Annotated in this window: 19 protein-coding genes; 7 read left to right on the top strand and 12 right to left on the bottom strand. The window is 64.6% G+C overall.

Annotated features, from left to right (window positions below; translation table 11 throughout):
- The first annotated feature begins 67 nt into the window (after positions 1-67).
- The 5 genes from KVX96_RS16670 to KVX96_RS16650 all read left to right on the top strand — a co-directional run bounded on the left by KVX96_RS16670 (position 68) and on the right by KVX96_RS16650 (position 6,114).
- Positions 68-1,102 carry a sugar ABC transporter substrate-binding protein gene (locus KVX96_RS16670; RefSeq protein ID WP_261195884.1) on the top strand — a complete coding sequence of 345 codons (1,035 nt, stop codon included), beginning with the start codon at positions 68-70 and terminating at the stop codon, positions 1,100-1,102.
- Between the two features lie 64 nt (positions 1,103-1,166).
- Positions 1,167-2,141: an ABC transporter permease gene (locus KVX96_RS16665; RefSeq protein ID WP_261195882.1), complete on the top strand. Its 975-nt coding sequence runs from the start codon at positions 1,167-1,169 to the stop codon at positions 2,139-2,141.
- Positions 2,141-3,640 (top strand): sugar ABC transporter ATP-binding protein, encoded by a 1,500-nt coding sequence (locus KVX96_RS16660; protein ID WP_261195880.1) that lies wholly within the window; start codon positions 2,141-2,143, stop codon positions 3,638-3,640. The genes KVX96_RS16665 and KVX96_RS16660 overlap by 1 nt, the downstream gene beginning before the upstream one ends.
- 12 nt (positions 3,641-3,652) lie before the next feature.
- Entirely contained in the window at positions 3,653-5,275 is a 1,623-nt protein-coding gene (locus KVX96_RS16655) for a GMC family oxidoreductase (RefSeq protein ID WP_261195878.1), read from the top strand.
- Positions 5,276-5,397: 122 nt separating this feature from the next.
- Complete coding sequence (locus tag KVX96_RS16650) at positions 5,398-6,114, top strand: FCD domain-containing protein (RefSeq protein WP_261195877.1); 717 nt, start codon at positions 5,398-5,400, stop codon at positions 6,112-6,114.
- Between the two features lie 15 nt (positions 6,115-6,129).
- Here the strand turns inward: KVX96_RS16650 and KVX96_RS16645 are convergent, their stop codons facing one another.
- The 10 genes from KVX96_RS16645 to KVX96_RS16600 form a co-directional block, all read right to left on the bottom strand.
- Entirely contained in the window at positions 6,130-7,101 is a 972-nt protein-coding gene (locus tag KVX96_RS16645) for an ABC transporter ATP-binding protein (RefSeq protein WP_261195875.1), read from the bottom strand.
- On the bottom strand, positions 7,094-8,107 hold the full coding sequence (locus tag KVX96_RS16640) for an ABC transporter ATP-binding protein (protein WP_261195873.1): 1,014 nt from the start codon (positions 8,105-8,107) through the stop codon (positions 7,094-7,096). The genes KVX96_RS16645 and KVX96_RS16640 overlap by 8 nt, the downstream gene beginning before the upstream one ends.
- Positions 8,097-9,239 carry an ABC transporter permease gene (locus KVX96_RS16635; RefSeq protein WP_261195871.1) on the bottom strand — a complete coding sequence of 381 codons (1,143 nt, stop codon included), beginning with the start codon at positions 9,237-9,239 and terminating at the stop codon, positions 8,097-8,099. Before KVX96_RS16635 ends, KVX96_RS16640 begins: the two co-directional genes overlap by 11 nt.
- On the bottom strand, positions 9,236-10,219 hold the full coding sequence (locus KVX96_RS16630) for an ABC transporter permease (RefSeq protein ID WP_261195870.1): 984 nt from the start codon (positions 10,217-10,219) through the stop codon (positions 9,236-9,238). Before KVX96_RS16630 ends, KVX96_RS16635 begins: the two co-directional genes overlap by 4 nt.
- Before the next feature lie 78 nt (positions 10,220-10,297).
- Positions 10,298-12,235, bottom strand: coding sequence for an ABC transporter substrate-binding protein (locus tag KVX96_RS16625; RefSeq protein ID WP_261195869.1), 1,938 nt, complete (start codon positions 12,233-12,235; stop codon positions 10,298-10,300).
- A gap of 286 nt (positions 12,236-12,521) precedes the next feature.
- Positions 12,522-13,733, bottom strand: a complete 1,212-nt coding sequence (locus KVX96_RS16620) for a mandelate racemase/muconate lactonizing enzyme family protein (RefSeq protein ID WP_261195868.1) — start codon at positions 13,731-13,733, stop codon at positions 12,522-12,524.
- 63 nt (positions 13,734-13,796) lie between these two features.
- Positions 13,797-14,546 carry an SDR family NAD(P)-dependent oxidoreductase gene (locus KVX96_RS16615; protein WP_261195867.1) on the bottom strand — a complete coding sequence of 250 codons (750 nt, stop codon included), beginning with the start codon at positions 14,544-14,546 and terminating at the stop codon, positions 13,797-13,799.
- On the bottom strand, positions 14,543-15,370 hold the full coding sequence (locus KVX96_RS16610; protein ID WP_261195866.1) for a carbohydrate ABC transporter permease: 828 nt from the start codon (positions 15,368-15,370) through the stop codon (positions 14,543-14,545). Before KVX96_RS16610 ends, KVX96_RS16615 begins: the two co-directional genes overlap by 4 nt.
- A complete protein-coding gene (locus tag KVX96_RS16605; protein ID WP_261195865.1) occupies positions 15,367-16,236 on the bottom strand; it encodes a carbohydrate ABC transporter permease in 870 nt (289 codons plus the stop codon). The genes KVX96_RS16610 and KVX96_RS16605 overlap by 4 nt, the downstream gene beginning before the upstream one ends.
- Before the next feature lie 90 nt (positions 16,237-16,326).
- Positions 16,327-17,550 carry an ABC transporter substrate-binding protein gene (locus KVX96_RS16600; RefSeq protein ID WP_261195864.1) on the bottom strand — a complete coding sequence of 408 codons (1,224 nt, stop codon included), beginning with the start codon at positions 17,548-17,550 and terminating at the stop codon, positions 16,327-16,329.
- A gap of 133 nt (positions 17,551-17,683) precedes the next feature.
- Between KVX96_RS16600 and KVX96_RS16595 the strand changes: the two genes are divergently transcribed.
- Positions 17,684-18,352: a GntR family transcriptional regulator gene (locus tag KVX96_RS16595; RefSeq protein ID WP_261195863.1), complete on the top strand. Its 669-nt coding sequence runs from the start codon at positions 17,684-17,686 to the stop codon at positions 18,350-18,352.
- Positions 18,353-18,363: 11 nt separating this feature from the next.
- On the opposite strand, the gene KVX96_RS16590 is transcribed toward KVX96_RS16595, so the two are convergent.
- Positions 18,364-19,164 (bottom strand): IclR family transcriptional regulator, encoded by an 801-nt coding sequence (locus KVX96_RS16590; protein WP_261195862.1) that lies wholly within the window; start codon positions 19,162-19,164, stop codon positions 18,364-18,366.
- Positions 19,165-19,390: 226 nt separating this feature from the next.
- Here KVX96_RS16590 and KVX96_RS16585 point away from each other — a divergent pair, with 226 nt between their 5' ends.
- Complete coding sequence (locus KVX96_RS16585; RefSeq protein ID WP_261195861.1) at positions 19,391-20,821, top strand: aldehyde dehydrogenase family protein; 1,431 nt, start codon at positions 19,391-19,393, stop codon at positions 20,819-20,821.
- Positions 20,822-21,001: 180 nt separating this feature from the next.
- Here KVX96_RS16585 and KVX96_RS16580 read toward each other — a convergent pair whose 3' ends face one another.
- On the bottom strand, positions 21,002-21,754 hold the full coding sequence (locus tag KVX96_RS16580) for an SDR family NAD(P)-dependent oxidoreductase (RefSeq protein WP_261195860.1): 753 nt from the start codon (positions 21,752-21,754) through the stop codon (positions 21,002-21,004).
- Positions 21,755-21,775 lie beyond the last annotated feature (21 nt).

Genomic DNA, 21,775 nt, shown 5'->3' with positions numbered 1-21,775 from the left:
TCACCAAATCCGTGACCGGCCGTGGAGGAACTTAACCGGCGCGGGCAACCCTTCAGAGGAGGAAACCATGAAAGCAACCAAGGTAAAGGCCCTTCTGGGCAGCGCCCTCACCGCCAGCACGATGCTCGCGGGCGGGGCCTTCGCGGCAGACGATACGCTTGAGATCGTCTTCATCAACGACGGCCACGTCGCGCCCTATCACGTCGCCTGGCTCAAGGGCTTCGAGGACGCCATCGCTGCCTACGACAAGGAATTCGGCAGCGTGTCCGGCCACTGGCTCTCTGCCGAGGGCAGCCTTGAGAAGATGATCCTGCAGGCCGAAACCACCATCAACGAAAAGCCCGACGTGATGTTCGTGAACGCGATCAACGTCGACGCCTTCGAGCCGCTGGTGGCCAAGGCGCAGGAAGCCGGCATCACCTGGATCGCCGTGCACTCCCCGATGGAAAGCGCCGACTACAGCTTCACGCTGGGCGACGTTGAAAACGGCAAGAACCAGGGCATGGCGATCTGCGCCCTGTCTGGTGGCGAGCCCTACAAGGTCGGCATCATGCTGGGCCAGGCCGGCAACCCCTCCGGCGAAGCCCGCCGCGCCGGGATCGTGGAAGGCCTCTCCACCTGTGACAACGTCGAGATCGTGGCCGAGCAGCCTGCCGACTGGGACACCGTGAAAGCCCAATCCATCGCCGAGAACTGGCTGACCCAGTTCGAGGATCTGGACGCCATCTCCGGCGTTACGGACGCCTATATGTACCCCTCCATCGCCATTGCCCAGAACTCGGGCCGAGAGCTGGATTTCTTCGGCTATGACGGCGACATCCCGATCCTGCAGCAGATGGAAGGCGGCAGCGTGAAGGCCGACATCCTGCTGTCGGGCACCCGCGAGGGCTGGAACTTCGTGCAGATGGCCTACCGCATCCACAAGGGCGAAACGCCTGAGAAGGTCTATGACTTCTACACCCCGCTGGTGATGACGGAAGAAAGCCACAAGATGGCGCTGGCCAACGGCTTCCCGGAAGACGTGGAAGTCTACTACGTGGCCGATGCGCTGGAAGTGGCCGAGAAGGGCTACCTCGAGTTCGGCCCGGACTCCGTGAAGTAATCCCACACCCATCCGCCCGGCGCCTCTCACAGGTGCCGGGCCTCACTGCTTTCGGGGACAGACGATGACACCCACTGCCACGGCTCCTGCCGCCGCCAAACCAAGGCTTTCGGCGCTGAACCTGCGCTATGCCGTCCTGATCGCGCTGATCGTGCTTGCCTCGGTGGGCTTCGGCCTCGCCAACGAGAACTTCTATTCGCTCGCCAATATCGGCATCCTGCTGCGCTCGATCTCCGTCCTGTTCCTCGTCGCCATGGGCATGACCTTCATCATGCTCACCGGCGGCATCGATCTTTCCGTCGGCTCCTCCGTCGCCTTTTCCGGCGCGATCGGGGTGGTGACACTCACCGTTACCGGCAGCCCGATGCTCGGCTTTCTCACCGCGATCCTCGCGGGCATGGCCGTGGGGCTGGTGAACGGCATCTTCATCGGCAAGCTGAAGCTTTCGCCCTTCATGGTCACGCTGGCGACCTACGCGCTGGCGCGCGGGCTGGCGCTGGTGATCTATGATGCGGATTCGATCAACGTCTCCGATCCGACCTTCCTGTGGCTGGGTGGCACGAGCTGGGGCAACCTGCCCGTCGTGATCCCCTTCGTCGCGCTTGTCTTCAGCGGGCTGGCGCTGCTTCTGTATCACACCGCCTTCGGCCGCGATGTCTACGCCGCCGGGGCCAATTTCGCGACCTCCTTCGTGCTGGGCCGCGATCCGGCGCGCAAGGTCGTGATGGTCTATGTGCTGATGGGATTCCTCGTGGGGCTCTCCGCGATCATAACCGTGGGCCGCGTCTCCTCCGGCCAACCCTGGGCCGGGCTGTTTCTGGAATTTGACGCCATCACCGCCGTGATCCTTGGCGGTACCAGCCTCTTTGGCGGGCGCGGCAAGCTCTTTGGCACCATCCTCGGCGTGCTGCTCTACGGCATCATCATCAACGGGCTGATCCTGACCGGCACCAACCCCTACCTGCAAAACCTGATCAAAGGCATGATCCTGCTGGGCGTCGTGCTGCTGGACACCTTCACCCAACGGGGGAAAGCGTGATGACCAACCGCATCGACATGGAAGCCATCGGCAAGAGCTTCTTTGCCACCCGCGCGCTCGACAACGTGGATTTCTCCTGCGCGGGCGGTGAGGTGCACGCGCTCGTGGGGCTGAACGGGGCCGGGAAAAGCACGCTGATGAAGATCCTCGGCGGCGTCTATCAGGCCGACGAGGGGCGCATCCTGCGCAATGGCGAAGAAGTGAAGATCAACGCGCCTGCAGATGCCGCCGCGCAGGGCATCAGCATGATCCACCAGGAGCTTTCGCTGATCAACGAGCTGACGGTGGCCGGCAATATCTTCCTTGGCCAAGAGCTGCGCCGCCCCGGCACGCCGTTTCTGGACAAGAAGGAAATGGCCCGCCGCGTGCGCGCGCAGCTGGAGCGCTTCGGGCTGGATCTGGACCCGAACCGCCCGGTGCGAGAGCTGAACTCCGGCGAGAAGCAGATCGTGGAGATCATCCGCGCCCTGATGAGCGACAGCTGGCTGATCGTGATGGACGAGCCCACCTCGGCCCTTTCGGAAGAAGACAAGACGCGGCTCTTCACCTTCATCGAGCGGATGACGGCGGAAAGTATCGCGATCATTTACATCTCCCACCACATGCCCGAAATCTTCGGCATCGCCGACCGCGTCACCGTGATGCGCGACGGGCGCATCGTGCTCTCGGAAGCCACGGCGGACACCCGCGAGGATGCAGTGATCGCCACCATGACGGGTAAGGAGCTGGAGGATTTCGTCAAACCCCACAAGGAGATCACTGGCGACGTGCTGTTGTCGGTGCAGGATCTGCACCACGAAGGCCGCTATGGCCCTGTCTCCTTCGATGTGCACCGGGGCGAGATCGTGGTGATGACAGGCCTGCGCGGCTGCGGCGCGCCGGAGATGGCCAAGGCGATCTTCGGGCTCGACGGTGGCTATACCGGAAAGATCACCTATCGCGGCGCACCGCTCGTGCCCGGCAGCGGCCCGGCGAAAGCCGTGCGCTCCGGCATGGGGCTGGTGACGGAAAACCGCGACAAGAACGGCATCCTCGCGCCGCTTTCGGTGCGCGACAACATCGCCCTGCCCTTCCTTGAGAAATCGGTGAAGGGCGGCGTGATCGACGCCGCCGCCGTGGAAACGCTGGTGGAGAAAGCGATCCGCGACACCTCCACCAAAACCTCCAGCCCCGATCAGGAGATCCGGTTTCTCTCCGGTGGCAACAAGCAGAAGATCTGCTTTTCGCGCTGGCTCGATCCCGATCTGGAACTGCTGATCCTGCTGGAGCCCACCCGCGGCATCGACGTGCACGCCAAGGCCGACATCTACCGCATCATCGAGGATCTGGCCGCGCGTGGTGTGGGCATCCTCGTGCTATCCTACGAGATCGACGAGGTTATCATGCTCGCCGACCGCGTGCTGACGCTCTACCAGGGCCTGCCGGTGGACAGCTACGCCTATCCGAATTTCGAAAAGGACCGGATGCTTGCCGATATGGCGGGTGCGCGGTCCATGTAGAAGGAGCGCAACATGGCAGAGGCCTATGATCACATCATCGTCGGCGGCGGCTCCGCAGGCTGCGCTGCCGCGCATCGGCTGGTGATGGACGGCGGCGCGCGTGTCCTGATGCTGGAGGGCGGCCACTCCCACCGCCATCCGCTTCTGGACATGCCGCCGGGCGTGTTCAAGCTGCTGAAAAACGGCAGCAAGTTCTTCACCACCCACAAGACGGTGCCCCAGCCCCAGCTGGACGGAAGGGTGCAGGAGATCCCGCAGGGCAACGTGCTGGGCGGCGGCTCCAGCGTGAACGGGCAGGCCTATGTGCGCGGACGGCCGTCAGATTACGACGACTGGCAGGAGATCCTGCGCGGCAACAACGATTCCGTGGATTGGAGCTGGGAGGCTGTGCTGCCGCATTTCCGGCGGATGGAGGGCAACCAGACCTTCAACAACGATCTGCACGGCTGCAACGGGCCGCTGATTGTCTCCGAGCCGGGCCAGATCAACGAGATGGCGCGCTGGTTCGTGCAGGCCCTGCAGGCGCAGGGTGAGCCCTTCAACCCGGATTTTAACGGCACCAGCCAGCGCGGCGTGGGCTTTTTCCAGTTCACCTACCAGAAGGGCCAGCGCTGCTCTGCCGCCTATGCCTTCATCGCCCCGATCATGGACGATCCGCGCTTCACGCTGAAGCTGCAGGCGCGGGTGCAGAAGTTGCTGATCGAACAAGGCCGCGCCGTCGGCGTGATCTATTCCGACGCCAGCGGCACCCATGAGGCGCGCTGCGAGGGCGAGGTGCTGATGTCGGCCGGGGCGCTGATCACCCCGAAACTGCTGATGCACTCTGGCATCGGCCCCGCCGATCACCTGCGCGAGCACGGCATCGACGTGATCGCCGATCACCCCGGCGTGGGGCAGAACCTGCAGGATCACCCAGATGTCTCGATCGTGGCCCGCGCCAACGGGCCCTATGGCTACTATGGGCAGGATCGCGGCTGGAACATGATCCGCAACGGGCTGCAGTTCAAACTCTTCGGCACCGGGCCGATCACCACCACCGGGCTTGAGGCCGCCTGTTTCGTGAACCCGGACGCCCCAGACGCCCCGCCCACCCACGAGGCCTATTGCATCCCGATCCTCTACCTCGACGATGACACGCTCAAGCGCATCGGCGAAGGGCCCGGCGTGTCGATCCAGATCGTTCTGCTGAAGCCCGAAAGCAGGGGCGAAGTGCGGCTTGCCAGCGCCGATCCGGGCGCGATGCCGGCGATCTCGCCCAATTTCCTGTCCAAGGAAGCGGATATGAAGGCGATGATCCGGGGCCTGCGCTATTTCCGCGAGACGCTGGAAACCCAGCCCATGGCCGGCAAGCTCTCCGAAATCGTTGCGCCCGATCCCACTGCCTTCACCGATGAGGCCCTCGCCGCCCATTGCCGCAAGGTGGTGAAAACGAACTTCCATCCGGCGGGCACGGCGAAGATGGGGGCCGATGGCGATCCGATGGCCGTGCTGGACGCCCGCCTGCGCGTGCGCGGCATCGAGGGCCTGCGCGTCTGCGATATGAGCGCGGTGCCGGAGATCCCGGCGGGCAACACCAATGCGCCCGCGATGATGCTCGGGGATCGCTGCGCGGATATGGTTCTGGGCCGCCTGTAACGGGCTGCTGTGGCGCAAATGCCTGATCGGGGGCGAATTTCCGCCCAAACAGCGCGGTTTTCCTGCCCTTGGGCGTGGCTGCGCCCTATGGTGCCCCCCACACCGACGCGAAGGACACGCGCATGAGTAGACCGGGCCGCGCTGCCGATGACCTGATCCGCATTTTCGAAGGCAAGATCGCCGCGGGCGAGCTGCGCGAAGGCATGCCTTTGCCCCCCGAACGCGAGATCGTGCAGGACTACGGCGTGTCGCGCACGGTGGTGCGGGAGGCCGTCACGGCCATGGCCAACCGGGGCATGATCATCGCGCGGCCCCGCTTCCGCCCTGTGGTCGCCCCGCCCAGCTACGAAAGCGCGCTCGATACGCTCGATGGCGTGGTGCCGCGCCTGCTGGGGCAGCCCGGCGGCGTGCGTAACCTGTTTCAAACCCGAATCCTGCTGGAAAGCGCGCTGGTGCGCGAGGCGGCGAAATCGGCAGGCAAGGCTGATCTTGCGGCGCTCAAAGACGCTCTCGCGGCCAACGAGGCCGCTATTGAAGACAGCGAGGCCTTCTACCAGACCGACACCGCCTTTCACGCGGTTCTCTACGAGATTTCCGGCAACCCGGTGTTTCCGGCCTTGCACAAGGCCTACACCAGCTGGCTGGGGCCGCATTGGTCTGCCATGCCGCGCCTGCCTGAACGAAACCGCGCCAACTACGCCGCCCACAAGGCGATCTTCGACGCGATCCTGATGCGCGATCCCGACGCCGCCGAAGACGCCCTGCGCCGCCACCTGGACGCCGCCTGGCAACAGGTGCGCGCCACCTTCGAGGAATTGCAGGGCCAAGAGGCCGTCTAGCCCTACGAACGGGCCTCAGATCTCCCCGGCGAAATGGCAGAGCACCTGCGCTGCGCCCAGCTGTTTGGACGGCGGGCGCTCGGCGCGGCAGATCGCTTGTGCATGGGCGCAACGCGGCGCGAAGGCACAGCCCTTGGTGATCACCTCCGTCGGCACCGGCTCGGCCTTGCGGCGCGCCTTGCGGGCGCGCGGATCAGGCACCGGCGCGGCCTCCAGCAGGGCGCGGGTGTAGGGATGCGCGGGCGCGCTGAACAGCGCTTCGCGCGGGGCCAGTTCCACGATCCGGCCACGATACATCACTGCCACGCGATCGCAGATGTGTTCGACCACCGCCAGATCATGGGCGATGAAGACATAGGTGAGATCAAACTCCTCCTGCAGATCCTGCAGCAGGTTCAGCGTCTGCGCCTGAATCGAGACATCCAAAGCGGAAACCGCCTCATCGGCAATCACAAGCTCCGGCCCCGGCGCGAGCGCGCGGGCGATGCCGATGCGTTGGCGCTGGCCGCCGGAAAACGCGCCCGCGTAGCGGTGCAGCACCTCGGGCCTCAAGCCGACCTGCAACAGCAGCCGCGAGACCCGATCCGCCAGCGCCTGCCCGGAAAGCCCTTCGGAGGCGCGCAGGCACTGGCCCACCAGTTCGATCACCGGCAGGCGCGGGTTGAGCGAGCTTTGCGGATCCTGAAACACCATGCGGATGTCCTGCCAGAGCCTGCGCAGAGCGGCTTTGTCCGCCGCCGTCACATCCACCGGTTCGCGCCCCTTGCCATTGAAGGCCACGGCCCCGCCGGTGGGATCGATAATGCGAAGGATCGCCCGGCCCAGCGTTGTCTTGCCCGAGCCGCTTTCGCCGACGATGCCGAAGGTCTCGCCCCGGATCACGTCGAAGGAGACGTCGTCCACCGCCTTCACCACCCCGCCCTTGCCCTTGCGGCCCTTGGGGAAATGCATGTCGAGGTTGCGCACGGAGAGGATGGTGTCAGCCATGGGCGGGGGCCTCCGTGGCAAGGAAACAGGCGGCGCGGGTGCGCGCGGTTTGGGTGAGCGCGGGCTCGGCGGCATCGCAGGTGCCGACGCGGGCGAGATCGCAGCGGGGCGCGAAAGCGCAGCCCGGCGGGCGGGCCAGTGGATGGGGCACCATGCCCCGGATCGCCGGAAGCCGCCCCTTGCCCGTGCTGCCGATGCGCGGCACCGAGGCCATGAGCGCGCGGGTGTAGGGATGGGCAGGCGCTTCGAAGATCGAATAGACGTCCCCTTCCTCCACCACCTTGCCCATGTACATCACCGCCACATCCTCGGCCACTTCGGCCACCACGCCCAGATCATGGGTGATCAGCATCACCGCCATGCCAAGCTCGTCCTTCAGCTCCCCGATCAGATCGAGGATCTGCGCCTGCGTGGTGACATCGAGCGCGGTTGTGGGCTCGTCGGCGATCAGCAGGCGCGGGCGACAGGAGAGCGCCATGGCGATCATCGCGCGCTGCCGCATGCCGCCGGACAGCTCGAACGGATAGGCATCGTAGCGCGCCCGCGGATCAGGGATGCCGACACGATCGAGCATCTCGATGGCGGCTTCCTTGGCTTCGGCCTTGCTCACCTTGCGGTGCAACAGGATCGTCTCGCTGATCTGCTTGCCGATGGTGGTGATCGGGCCGAGCGAGGTCATCGGTTCCTGAAAGATCATCGAGATGTCGCCGCCCCGGATCGCCCGCAACTCACGCGAGCCTTGTTTGGCCTTGGCCAGATCAATGCTACGCCCGTCGGCAGCCATGTAGGTGATGCTGCCCTCCACGATGCGGCCCGGATGGTCCACGATCCGCAGTACCGAGCGCGCGGTGATGGATTTGCCGCAGCCGGATTCCCCCAGCACGCAGAGCGTGCGGTTGGGGCGGATCGTCAGATCCACGCCGTCCACAGCTTTCACCACGCCTTCGTCGGTGAAGAAATGGGTTTTGAGCCCCTTGATGGAGAGCAGCGGCGCGTCAGTGGGCATTGGGGTCTGCGGCATCACGTAATCCGTCTCCGAGGAAGTTGAGGGCCAGCACGGCGATCACGATGGCAGTGCCCGGGGCGATCAGCAACCACGGGGCTTCGATGATCGTGCGGATGTTCTGGGCTTCCTTCAGCAGCGTGCCCCAGGAGATCTGCGGCGGCTGCAGGCCGATGCCGAGGAAGGAGAGCGAGGTTTCGGCAAGGATCATCAGCGGCACCGCCAGCGTGAGCGAGGCGATGATGTGGCTCGCAAAGCCCGGCACCATATGGCGCAGGATGATCTGCCAATCGGAGAGCCCATCGAGCCGCGCGGCGGTGATGTAATCCTCGCTGCGCAGCGAGAGGAACTTGCCCCGCACCTCCCGCGCAAGTGACGTCCAGCCGATCATGGAGACGATAACCGTCACCACGAAATAGGTGCGCAGCGGCGGCCAGTCGAGCGGGATGGCGGCGGCGAGCCCCATCCAGAGCGGGATCGTTGGCACCGAGCGCAGGAACTCGATCAGCCGCTGGATCAGCGTATCGGCCCAGCCGCCGTAGTAGCCCGAGATCCCGCCCAGCGCGACGCCGATCACCAGCGACACCGCCACGCCGACAAGCCCGATGGACATCGACACCCGCGTGCCCGCAATGATGCGGCTCAGGATGTCGCGGCCGAGCCTGTCCGCGCCGAGCAGGAAGACCTTGTCGCGCGGGGATTTGGCCCCGAAGAAATGGCGGTTCGTCTCAATAAGGCCAAGGAAGCGGTAGCTGTGGCCTTTCACGAAGAAGCCCAGCGGCACGATCTTGCTGTCGTCAGGCACATAAGTGCGGCGGCCTTTCTCGCGGTCGAGCTGCATCTTCATCGGGTGGACGTAGAAGAGGCTGCGCTTGCCTTCGGCATCCGGTGGCGAGAGCAGGTGTAGCGCCTGCGGCGGCTGGAAAGTGTTGCGCACATTGGTGCCCTGCGGATCCATCGGCGCGAGGAAATCGCCAAGGATCGCCACGAGGTAGATCAGGCCGACAAGCCAGAGGCTGAACAGCGCCAGCCGGTGCCGCCGGAAGCGCCGCCACAGAAGCGTGCGGGGGCTGGCGAGCGGCGGCAGGGGGGCGTCGTCGAAAGCATTGGGCGTGGTTGTTGTCACGGCACTCATTGGTAACGGATCCTCGGGTCGATCCACGCCAGCAGCAGATCCGAAATCAGCGTGCCCACCACGGTGAGCAGGCTGACGATCAGGATCAGCGAGCCAGCGAGATACATGTCCTGCACCAGGAGCGCGCGCAGCAGGAGCGGGCCGGTGGTGGGCAGGTTCATCACCACGGCCACGATGATCTCGCCCGACACGAGCGTCGGGAGGATCCAGCCGATGGTGGAGATGAAAGGGTTCAGGGCAACGCGCACCGGGTAGCGCATGAGAAGCTGGAACTCGCTCATGCCCTTGGCCCGCGCGGTCACGACGTAAGGCCGATAGAGCTCATCCAGCAGGTTAGCACGCATGATGCGGATCAGCGCAGCCGCGCCGGAGGTGCCGACAACGACGATGGGCATCCAGATATGGGCGAGCAGATCGGTGAATTTCGCCCAGCTCCACGGCGCGTCGAGATACTCCGGCGAGACAAGCCCTCCGACGCTCTGGCCGAAGTATTTGAAGGCCACATACATCATCACGAGGGCGAGCAGGAAGTTCGGGATCGCAAGGCCGATGAAGCCGAAGAAAGTGGCCACGTAGTCGCCCACCGAATACTTGCGCACGGCGGAATAGATGCCGATGGGCAGGGCCACGGCCCAGATGAAGATCAGCGTCAGCACCGAGATGCCGAAGGTCCAGGCGAGGCGATCCCAGATCACATCGGAAACGGGCAGGTTCTTCTCGAAAGAGATGCCGAAATCGCCGTGGAACAGGATGCCGGTGATCCATTTCCAGTATTGTACCCAGATCGGCTGGCCGAGCCCGTATTGCTCCCGCAGGGCTTCCAGCGCGGCGACGTTATCGGCTCCGCCCTCGCCCATCTCGGCGGCAAGCGCGTCGAGGTAATCGCCGGGAGGAAGCTGGATGATGAGGAAGGTGACGACGGAGATCAGCGCCACGGTGGGCACCATGTAAAGGATCCGTCGCAGGATGAAGCCGGCCATGGGCTGCCTCCGTCGCGGTCTGGGAAGGGGGTGGCGGCCCGAAAGCCGGGCCGCCGGTTGGCGCTACAGCGTCAGGGATCAGGGCAGGTTTTCGCCGCCTTCAAAGAACATCTGCGCGGTGTAGGGCGCGGGGAACCAGAGTTGGCCCGCGATCGGCAGCGGATCGGGCACGTTGCGCATGTTGTTGCGCGCGATGCCGAAGACCGGATCATTGTGCACCACGCCGATGGTGAACAGCTCTTCGCTGGCCATGTCGAGCACCTTCTCCATTAGCGCCTTCTGCTCCGCCGGATCACCTGCGGCCTGCATCTGATTGTAGGTGTCGATCACCGCCTTCACATTCGCCGGCGGCTCGCTGCCCTTCGCGGCATCCACCCGCCATTCGGCCCATTCGCGGCCCCAGCTGATGGTGTTCGTCACTGTCGGCACGAAGCAGAGCGGCACCGTGTAGACATCGGCCTGCCCGCCGGGGCAGTTCCAGAGATAGGCGTCATGCTCGTTGGCGGTGTGAAGCGCGATCAGGCGCGAACGGTCGGTGGCGCGCACCTGGATATCGACGCCCACGTCAGCGGCGTAAGAGGCCAGAAGCTCCATCGCGTCCGGGTACTGCAGCCCGAAGACATCGGCCACGAGGAAGACGAGCGAGAAGCGGTTGCCGTCCGGCCCGATGCGGAAGCCGTCGGCGTCCTTCTCGGGCATCACCTTGTCGAGGTACTCATTGGCGAGATCCGGGTCAAAGGCCACGTAGCGATCGACGTATTCGTCCTTGTAGAACTCGCTGCCCTTGCGCGGCGCGACCTGCGCCGGGGTGCCTGCGCCGAAGTAGAGCAGATCGATCAGCTCCTGCCGGTTGATGGCGTGGCTCAGGCCGATGCGGAAATCCCGGTTGTTCACCACTTCGCGCTTCACCGGATCCTCGTTGGTGAGGTTCAGCATCAGCACCATGATGTTGGCCGGCAGATCGCCCACGTCGAAGAAGCCGTATTTGCCGCGCTCCATGTTGTCGGTCAGCGCGGCCTTGTTGGCCGGGCGGCCGATGTGGCGCAGCATGTAGTCGATCTCGCCGTTGAAGGCCTTGAGCAGGATCGTTTCCACATCCTCGACCTGATCATAGGTGATCTTGTCGATGTAGGGCAGCTGCTGACCAGCGGAATCCACCTTGTAGTAGTAGGGGTTGCGCTCGGCGACGATGCGGTCGGTGTTGCCGTAGGCGTTGGTCAGATGCCAGGCGTGCAGCGTCGGGCGGTCCGGGTTCTGCCAAAAGAGCGGTGTGTCCATCGCGCCGGCTTTCAGGTTGAACAGGCTCACCCAATCGGCGGCGGCGGGCTCGGCCTCCACCAGCGCGGCGACGTCGGCGTTGTACTTTTCGTGGAACTGGCCGAGGTAGTGCTTCGGGTAGGCCGTGGGCTGGTAGCCGAAGCCATAGGCCATGTGCTGCAGGAACAGCCCGTTGGGCGCGCCGAAATCGAAGGTCACGGTGGTGTCGTCCACCTTGGTGACTTTGACCGGGCCATTTGGTCCGACAAAGGTTGCGTCCTTGTTCGGCGTCAGCGCCTCGTTCATGAAGACGTCTTCATACCAGAACAGGATGTCATCCGCCGTGAAGGGCGCTCCATCGGACCAGCGCATGCCTTCGCGCAGGTGGAAGGTGAAGCTGGAGGCATCTTCCGAGACATCCCAGCTCTTGGCGATATTGGGGCGGATCTCCGTCCAGGCCGGATCCCAGCGCACCATGTTGTCAGAACCGATGGTGCGCACGATGTTGTGCTGATCGCCGCCGCCAAGAATGGCGCGGCGCAGGGTGCCGCCGTACTCGCCAACGGTTTCAATGGTTTCCAGCACAAGCGGCTCAGATGGCAGACGCTCATCCACCGGCGGCAGGCTGCCGGCGTCCACAAGGGATTTCAGCATCGGGGCTTCTTCGAAAGCGGCCACAGGCAGGGCCAGAACGCTCGCAATCGCGGCGCTGGCCACGGTGGCGGCAAGCCGCTGCGAGATCGTGAAACGTAGTGTCATCAATTCCTCCATTCAGGATGTGCCGGCCACCCCGGACGGGGCGCCTCCTCCTCGGGCACGTGGGGGCGAAAGCGGGATCCATGGGCCAGAACCAAACAGGCCTTCCCGCTCGACCATGGCGCTACGTTAACTTTTCATCATACCAAAATAAACATAAAAGTATTTTCTACAGGTGAAAAAATATATCTTTCAGCTTCCCAAGCAGGCACACCAACACCCCGCCAGCCGATGGGCTGCCGGGGTATGAGATTCTCGGGAGAATTCCGCCAGAGGCCTGAGCCCGCGCCTACCAGTTGGTGACGGAGCCGTCCCGGCGGACCAGCATCGGCGGGCCCCAGTCGCGGCCCGGCACGCTCGCGAGCAGCGATTCGTCAATCTCGATGCCAAGGCCGACGCCCTCGGGCTGCTTGAACACGGTGCCCGCCAGACGCGGGCGCGTCAGGAAGAGCGCGTCATCAGCGGCCGCGCCGTACAAAGCATCGCTCATCACGTTCACTTCCAACGCGGCGAAATTCGGCACCGCAACGCCGAAGTGAATGCTCGCGGCGGTACAGATCGGCCCCAGCGGATTGTGCGGCATGACATCCACGTAATGGGCCTCGCTCATCGCGGCGACCTTCATCGCCTCCGTCAGCCCGCCGACGTTGCAGACATCCACGCGGTTGAACTGGTGAATGCCGCGTTCGATATAGGGCAGGAACTGCCATTTGGACGCGAACTCCTCGCCGATGGCGAAGGGAATATCGGTGAGCCCACGCAAGGATTCATAGGCTTCCGGGGTTTCGTCGCGGATCGGCTCCTCGATGAAATCCAGCGTGCCCTTCGGCAGCCGCTGGCAGAAGGAGGCCGCCTCGGCCACCGACAGCCGGTGGTGCCAGTCGATCCCCAGCATCACGTCCTCACCCAGATCCGCGCGCACCTCGCGGCAGAGGCGGGCCGCCTTGCCGATCTCCTCGCGCGGCTCGAACACCTCGCAGTCGCGCATGTCGGGGAAGAGGCGGATGCAGCGCCAGCCGCGATCATAGAGCTCGCGCGCCTGTTCGCGGGCCTGATCGAAAGCGCCTGCCGCGACGGAGACGAAAGTCGGCACTTCGCGCCGCTGCGCGCCGCCGAGCAATTCATAGACCGGCACCTGAAACGCCTTGGCCTTGATGTCGTGCAGCGCGATGTCGATCGCCGAGAGCGCGGCCTGCAGCACGCGGCCGCCCTCAAAATACTGGCTGCGGTAGACCCGCTGCCAGATCGCGCCGATCTGCATGGCGTCCTGCCCCTGCAGGAGCGGCTCGAAATGGGAAAGCGCGCCGACAACAGCCTTCTCCCGCCCCGAAAGCCCGCTTTCGCCCCAGCCATAGAGCCCGCTTTCGGTTTCCACCTTCACGATCAGCTGGTTGCGCGCGCCGACCCAGACGATGAAAGGGCGGATCGCCGAAATGCGGTGGCCAGCGGTGCGGCGCGTGGCCGGGGTGGCCTGTTCGGAAGGGCGCAGGGGCGTGTTCATCTTCTTCTCCTGCCGCGGGGAGCGCGGCCAAATTTCGGGTCCGGCGGGGGCCGCCGGAAGGGTTCAAATTGCGCCCAACCGGGCGGACATGCCGTGATCGGCGATGATCTCCGCGCCGGTGAGCGCGGCGGAGTCAGGACTCAGAAGGAAAGCGGCAAGGCGGCCGATTTCCTCGGTGCTGGCCACTTGCCCGGTGGCGTGCCAGCTGTTGAATTCCTGCTGCCGGCCTTCGCGTTCGGCGACGCCGGCGACGGCTTCCGTCATGGTCAGCCCCGGCGCGAGCGCGTTCACGCGGATGCCGTCGCGCCCAAGGCTCCAGGCCATGGCGCGGGTCATGGCGACAATGGCGCCCTTGGTTCCGGCGTAGGCCTCGTAGCCCAGATCGGAGGCGCGGGCGTGGTTGGAGGCGATGTTCACGATGCTGCCCCCGCCCCCGGCGGCCATCAGCGGCGCGGCGGACTGCGCGGCCAGCAGGCAAGAGCGCTGGTTCACCTGCCAGAGCAGATCCATCTCCTGCAGGGTCATCTCCTGCAGCGGTTTCTGGATCGTGATCCCTGCGTTGTTCACAAGCCCGTCGAGCCCGCCAGCGGCTTGCGCCACCTCGGCAATCGCCGCCTGAAGCTTGGCGGCATCGGCCACGTCCACCTGCCGGAAGCTTCCGCCTGCGGCCTCAACGGCTACGCGTGCTTCAGCGCGGATCTCAAAGCCCGTCACCTGCGCGCCCTCCGCCACACAGGCCCGTAGAATGCCAAGGCCGATGCCGGCCCCTGCCCCGGTGACGATCACGCGCTTTCCTGTCAGACGCCCGCTCATTTCACTGCCCCCGCCGTCACACCGGCCACGATGCGGCGCTGGAAGAAGAGGAAGAGCACGAGCAGCGGCAGCGAGCCCAGAACGGCCGCCGGGAAGAGCATTTCCGGCTGGATGTTGAGGTTGCCCACGAAGCGGTAGACGGAAACCATCACGGTGAATTTCTCCGGCGATGTCATCAGAAGAAGCGGGTAAACGAAGTCGTTCCAGACCATCAGCATCACGAAGAGCGAAAGCGTGGCGGTGGCCGGGCCCAGCAGCGGGCGGATCACGTACCAGTAGATCTGCCAGTCGTTGCAATTATCCAGCCGCGCGGCCTCTTCCAGCTCGCGCGGGATGGCGCTGATGAAGCTCGTGTAGAAGAACACCGCCAGCGGCAGGTTCAGCGCGGTGAAGGCAAGGATGATGCCCGGGTAGCTGTCGAGCAGACCGAGGTTGCGGAAGATCACGTAGATCGGGGTGATGGTGACGAAGGGCGGCGTGGCCAGCCCCAGCGCCACCAGCATCACCACGCCCTTGGTAAAGCGGTTGGCGCGGCGGGCCAGCGGATAGGCGGCAAGCGAGCCCAGCAGCGCGACGAGCGCGGTGACGGAGATCGTGATCCCCACCGAGTTCACCACCGCCCGCCAATAGCCCATCTGATCGAGCGCGCGGGCGTAGTTTCCGAGGTAGAGCGTATCGGGCAGGCCCAGCGGGGCTGCGTTGATCTCCTCCGCGGTGCGGAAGCTCATGCCGATCATGTAGACAACCGGCAGAAGCATCGCGAGCACCAGCGCCACCACGGCGGCCTGCGCAAGAAAGGAGAGCGCTTTGCGGGGGCGGGTCATATGTTCTCCTCCCGGCGCTTGAGGTAGCCGTTCTGCACCACCGCCACGATCACCACGAGGATGAGCATGATGATCGAGAGAGCGGAGGCGAAGCCGAAGCGGTAGCTGCCGAAGAGGTTGTTCACGATCTCAAGGCTCAGTGTGTTGGTGGCCCGGTCCGGCCCGCCGCGCGTCATGATGAAGGGCAGTTCGAAGGTTTTCAGCGTGCCGACGGTGGAAAGGATGATGTTCACAGTGAAGCTTGGCGCCAGAAGCGGCAGTTCGAGGTGGCGGAACCGCTGCCAGGAGTTCGCACCGTCCAGCCGCCCGGCCTCCTCGATGTCAGACGAGATATTGGCAAACCCGACGAGGAAGATCGCCGTGGTGTAGCCGGTAAACATCCAGACATGGGTGATCACGATGGCAATCAGTGCGGTATCGGGATCGCCCAGCCAACCACGGGAGAACGCGCCAAGGCCCACCGCCTCCAGCAGCGCATTCAGCCCGCCGGTGTAGGGCGAATAGATGAATTGCCAGACATAGCCGACGATCACGAAGCTCATCATGGCAGGCGTGAAAAGGGCTGCGCGGCAGAAATTGCGGATCGCCGGCATCCGGTGCAGCAGCGCGGCGAAGAACAGGCCCGCCAGCGTCTGGATCAGCACCACGAGGAAAGTGAATTTCAGCGTCACCCAGACGGAATTCAGGTAGCGATCGCGGCTGATGAAGCGCTCGTAGTTCTTCCAGCCCACGTATTCCGCCTGCCCGACGCCTGCGAAATCGGTGAAGCTCATCTGCACCGAAAGCACGATCGGGTAGACGAAGAAGCCGCCGATCAGGGCCAGAGCAGGGGCCGCGAAGAGGTATATGCGTCGGGATCTGATCATGGTCGGCAGAATGGCACAGGTTGGGAAAGGAATGAGGGGAAGGGAAAGTGAGCGCTCCGGGCGGGAGGACCCGGAGCGCCCGTTGACCGGTCAGAAGTTCGCGTCTTCGACGGCTTCGTCCCAGCGTTCCAGCACGGCCTCGTTGGAGGCGGTGACATCCAGCAGGAAGCCAGTGAGGCTATCCCAGATTTCGCTTTCCAGCGGCTTCGGCCAATCCAGCACCGCGAAGGGGTAGAGGATCGTACCGCCGCCGTCGCGCGCCGCGTTGTAGGGCGCGGCCAGAGCGGGCACGCCGCTCGCGCCGCCCTCAAACGGGCTGTAGGCGCTTTCGGCGTCGAGCATCACCTGCAGGTTTTCCGCTTCCGCGAAGAACTCCACGAAGGTGCGCGCGGCCTCCTTGTTCTCGGATTGCGCCGAGACGGACCAGCCGATGCCGAAGAGATCCAACGCAACGCCAGTGTCTTTCGCGGAGGGGATCGGGGCGAAGACGTAATCAAGCCCTTCGACCTTGGAGAAATCGGCGATGTTCCAGGCGCCCTGCGGCATCATCGCGAACTCGCCGCCCTTGAAGGCCGCCAGCGCGGTGGACCACGGGTCCAGCCCGGCCTGCGCCTTGGGATCCACGCAATCGGCTTCGATAAGCCCGCGAATCGTATCGAGCGTACCACCGAAGGCTGCGCTATCGGCGAAGCTCTGTTCACCGCTGCCATAGCTGGCCGCGCCGGTCTCGCCAGCTTCAAGCCCGTTGGCGATCACGAAGAGCGGGGCAGAGAAGCCGCCGGTAAAGACCATCGGGTTGATCCCGGCCCCGGAGAGCGCGGCGCAGGCGGCCTTCAGCTCGTCCAGCGTGGCGGGCGGGGTCTCGATGCCGACCGATTTCAGCAGGCCCATGTTCACGAAGTTGCCCATACCGATCATCTCGAGCGGCATGATATAGGCCGCGCCATCGGAGGTGAGCGGGGCTTTCAGCTCGGGCAGGACCTTGCCATACCACGCGCTGTCGGTGCCCAGATCTTCCAGCAGGCCCGCGCCGCCCCAGACATTGACCAGCGGCATATCCGTCATCATCACGTCCGGCGCATTGCCGCCTTGCAGGCGCGGCGGCAGCACAACGTCGGTATCCAGCCGGCTGACGTAGGACAGCTCCACGTCGATCTCCGGGTGGGCGGCCTCGAAGGCCTCGATCAGCTGCGGCAGGCCGGCGGGCTCTGTCTCGTTGCCCTTCCAGGCGGTGACGTCCAAAACCACCGATTGTGCCGAGACGCTGCTGGCCAACAAAGCGCCCCCGATGAATGCGAATTTTCCAAGCTGCATGTCGCTCCTCCACTTCTGCAGGCTGTATATCCTGAAATTTGGATAATATATTATTCAGCCTCAGGTCAACTCTTTATTCACGCTTTGATATACTATATTCAGGTGTGATCGAAGCGACAGCAATGAGGCACCCATGGCCGAGACGCCCGACGCCCCCGCCGCCAAGCGGACCAAGGAAAACAAGGATGTCTATTCCCGCCTGATGGCCGACATCGGAACCGGTGCCTTTCCAAGCGGCACACGGCTCAAGGTGCAGGATCTGGCCAAGCGCTATGGCACTTCGATCATCCCCGTGCGCGAGGCGCTGCGCCTGTTGCAGGGCGAAGGGCTGATCGAGATCGCCCCGAATCGCGGGGCCACCGTAGCCACGCTGAACGCCGAAATGATTCAGGAGATCTTCGAGATCCTGCAACTGCTGGAGCCCTATTTCGTCTCCTATTTCGCGAAGGTCTGCACCGAGGCCGACATCGCCGAGCTGGAAGCAAGGCAGGCGCTGCTGGAGCAAACCCCAGTGCGCGACAAGGCGGCCTTCACAGGCCACGATCTGGAGTTTCACAAGATCATCGCGCGCAAGCACTATAACCGCCGCGCTTTCGGCATCTGGGAGCTGCAGCGCCGTCTGCTGAACGCGCTTGCGCTGCCAATCCCGATCTCCAACGCCCGCCACCGGGAGATCCTCGAACAGCACCACGAGCTGATCGAAGCCCTGCGCCAGAACGACGGCGAGGCCGCGCTGGCGGCGATCAACCGCCACGTGGCCGGGGCCGGGGATCAGATGTATCTGCAGCTGCGCAGCCAGTAAGGCCGCGATACTCAGCCTTGCCCGGGTTGGCCCAGAGCGGCGGAGAGCAAACCGGCGTTTTCTTTGATCACGGCGCGCACCTCTTCCGGCGCGCATTTCTGATCGGCCTGATCGATAAAGCCGCAGGTGATCGCCGCCACCACCCCCCGATTGTCAAACACCGGCGCAGAGAAGTTGCGCACGCCGGTGACGATGCGGCTGGGGCTGTCGTCCAGCCCGGCGACCTCGATCGCCTGCAGGCGCTGACGGGTTTCGTCCCGATCGCTCCCTGAAAGCCGGTTGATGAAGCGCTGCTGCGCCTCAGCCGGAGCATGGGCGAGAATCACGAGGCCCGAACTGGTGGCCAGTGCCGGGAACATCGCCCCGGTGCGCACCGCGTAGCCCGCCGGGCGCGGGCTGGCGACGGAGGCAAGGATCAGCACCTGCGTGCGATTGAGCACGGCCAAATGGCAGGATTGCTCCGTCTGCGCCGCGATACGTTCCAGCACCGGCACCGCCTCCTGCAGCAGCCGTTCAGTGGGCGGATGGCGGTGCGACAGCTCAAACAGCCGGGGCGTGAGCGCATAGCGCCCGGTCGCCGCATCCTGCCGGAGGTAATCGCGCTCCGCGAGGTAGAGCACCACGCGGTAGAGCTCCCCCATGGAGCGGCCGGTTTCCTCTACGATCTCGTTCATCGTCAGCCCGTCGCGGGACAGCGAGAGGATCTCCAGCACGTCGAGCGCCTTTTCCACTGCTGGAACGGCGCTTTTCTTGCGGGCGGCCGCGTCGGCGGTGCCCTTTTCCTCGTGCGATTGGCTGCTCTTGCGTGCCATGGGCCCTCCCCGGCGGCGGTTTTTTCCGTGCCCCGCATATAGCCCGCCCGGACGGTCGCTTGTAAAGCATCTGGTCCCCAGCGGCGGGTTGCCCCCGAGACGCGCAGGCGAGGGACGGATTTTACCCGGTTTTTGGTACGATCATGTTGACCAAAAGAATATATTATGCAAGTTAACCTATGCCCATTTGATATATGGTCAGACTAAAACAGCGCCCGAGGGTCCCATGGATTATTACAGAAGCTTCATCGACAATACCTGGATCGACGGCGCCACCGGCGAACGCGTGGCGGTGGAAGACCCCTCCACCGGCGAAATCTGGGCCGAAGTCGCCGATTGCACCGAAGCGGATGCGCAGGCCGCGCTGGAAAGCTCTGATCGCGCGCAGGCCAAATGGGCGCTGTTGCCCGCGGTGGAACGCGCAGGCTACCTCTATCGCATCGCGGAAGGGCTGAAAGCCGAGCGCGCCCATTTCGCCACGCTTCTGGTGCGCGAGCAGGGCAAGACGCTGGCAGAGGCCGAATTCGAGGTGGATGACACCATCCGCTACATGACCTACGCCGCCGAATCCGCCCGCCGTATCACCGGCGACATCCTGCCCGCCGACGCCCCCAACGAGCAGCTGTTCATCTTCAAGGTGCCCTACGGCGTGACGCTGGCGCTCTGCGCCTACAACTATCCGCTGGCGCTGATCGGCCGCAAGGTTGGCCCCGCGCTGGTGACGGGCAACACCGTGATCATCAAGCCCCATGAGGCCACACCCGTAACGGCCAGCGAGTTCTGCCGCATCGTGGAGGCCGCTGGCGTGCCGAAGGGCGTGATCAACATGGTGTCCGGCGCCGGGATCGGCCTTGGCACCGCGCTGGTGAAAAGCCCGATCACCAAGCTCGTCTCGCTCACCGGCTCCATCCGCGCGGGCCAGGGCGTGGCTGCGACAGCCGCCGAGAACCTCACCGCGCTTTCGCTGGAGTTGGGCGGCAAAGCGCCGTTCATTGTGCTTAAGGATGCCAACATCGACGCCGCGGTCGAGGCCGCCACTATCGCGCGCTTTGCCAACTGCGGGCAGGTCTGCATCTGCGCCGAAACCGTGATGGTGGAGGACGCCATCGCCGATGAGTTCAACGAAAAGCTGCTGAAACGTGTCGCCGAAGTGCGCCCCGGCAACCCGATGCAGAACGCCGGCATGGGCCCCGTCACCACCGCCGGCGCGCGGGCGCGCATTCATGGGCTGGTGGAGGAAAGCCTCAAGCAGGGGGCTGAGCTGGCCATGGGCGGTCGCATCCCCGAAGGTATGGAGAAGGGCAACTGGTACGCCCCGACCGTGCTGCTGAACGCAACCGCCGAGACCGCCGCCGTAAAGGAAGAGATCTTCGGCCCGGTGCTGCCGGTGATGCGCATCTCCGGCCACGAGGAAGCCATCAGCATCGCCAACGCGCGCGATGACGGGCTTTCGGCCTATCTCTGGACGAAGGATTCCGCGATCTACATGGATGCGATCAACCGGCTCGATACCGGCACGATCTTCCTGAACAAGGGCATCAGCGGCTATATCCAGGGCTATCACAACGGCCACAAGCGCTCGGGCCTCGGCGGCGAGGACGGCTTCTACGGCCTCGAAGGCTATCTGCAGAAACGCACCGTCTACATGGCGTATTAAGGGCTCCCCGCCCCGCCACCACCCCGACGCGCCTGCTCTTCGCGCGCCGGGGCGAGGTGGGGCACGCCGCTTCCCGATGCGCTGTGAGGGCCAATCCGCACATCGGGAGGCGGCAAATGAAACGGCCGCGCAGATCCCTGCGCGGCCGCTTTCATGTTTACGCGTTGGGCGTGAGACGGTTCAGTACGTCGCGCGCCCCCCGCTCAGATCGTAAACAGCCCCGGTGGAGTAAGAGCACTCGGGGCTCGAAAGCCAGCCCACCAGCCCTGCGATTTCCTCCACCGTGCCCATGCGGCCCATCGGGATCTTGGCCAGCATGTAGCCGATCTGCTCTTCCGTCACATCGGCGAGCATCTCTGTCTTGATCACCGCAGGGCACACGACGTTCACCCGGATCTCCGTCTGCGCCAGTTCCTTGCCAAGGCTCTTGGTGAGGCCGATTACCCCTGCTTTAGAGACGGAATAGGCCGAGGCATTGGGGTTTCCGTCCTTCCCGGCCATGGAGGCAATATTGACGATCCGCCCATAGCCCGCTTTGCGCATATAGGGCACCAGCGCACGGCAGGTGTGGAAGGTGCCGTTGAGGTTCACGTTCATCACCGCGTTCCAGATCTCGGGCGGGTAATTCTCAAGCAGCGTGTTGACCCCGGCGATCCCGGCGGCATTCACAAGGATCTCGGCCCCGCCCATGGCTTGCGCGGCGGCTTCGGCGGCGGCTTCCACGGCGGCAAGGTTGCTCACGTCCACGGCCTGCGTATCCACCGCACCCTTGCCCGCGAGCTTCGCCTTCGCGGCGCTTAAGCCTTCAGGGTTCAGATCCCAAAGCGAGACCTGCGCGCCGGAGGCAAGGAAGCGCTCCGCGATGGCGAACCCCATGCCGCGCGCGCCGCCGGTGATCACCGCCTTGCGCCCTTCCAGATCCAGCCTGTTCATATCGATGCACTCCTCTTCATA

The organism is Pseudoruegeria sp. SHC-113, assembly GCF_025376885.1.
Classification (GTDB): Bacteria; Pseudomonadota; Alphaproteobacteria; order Rhodobacterales; family Rhodobacteraceae; genus Pseudoruegeria.
The sequence above is the reverse complement of the archived record's forward strand: the minus strand, read 5'-3'. Positions and strand labels throughout refer to the sequence as shown.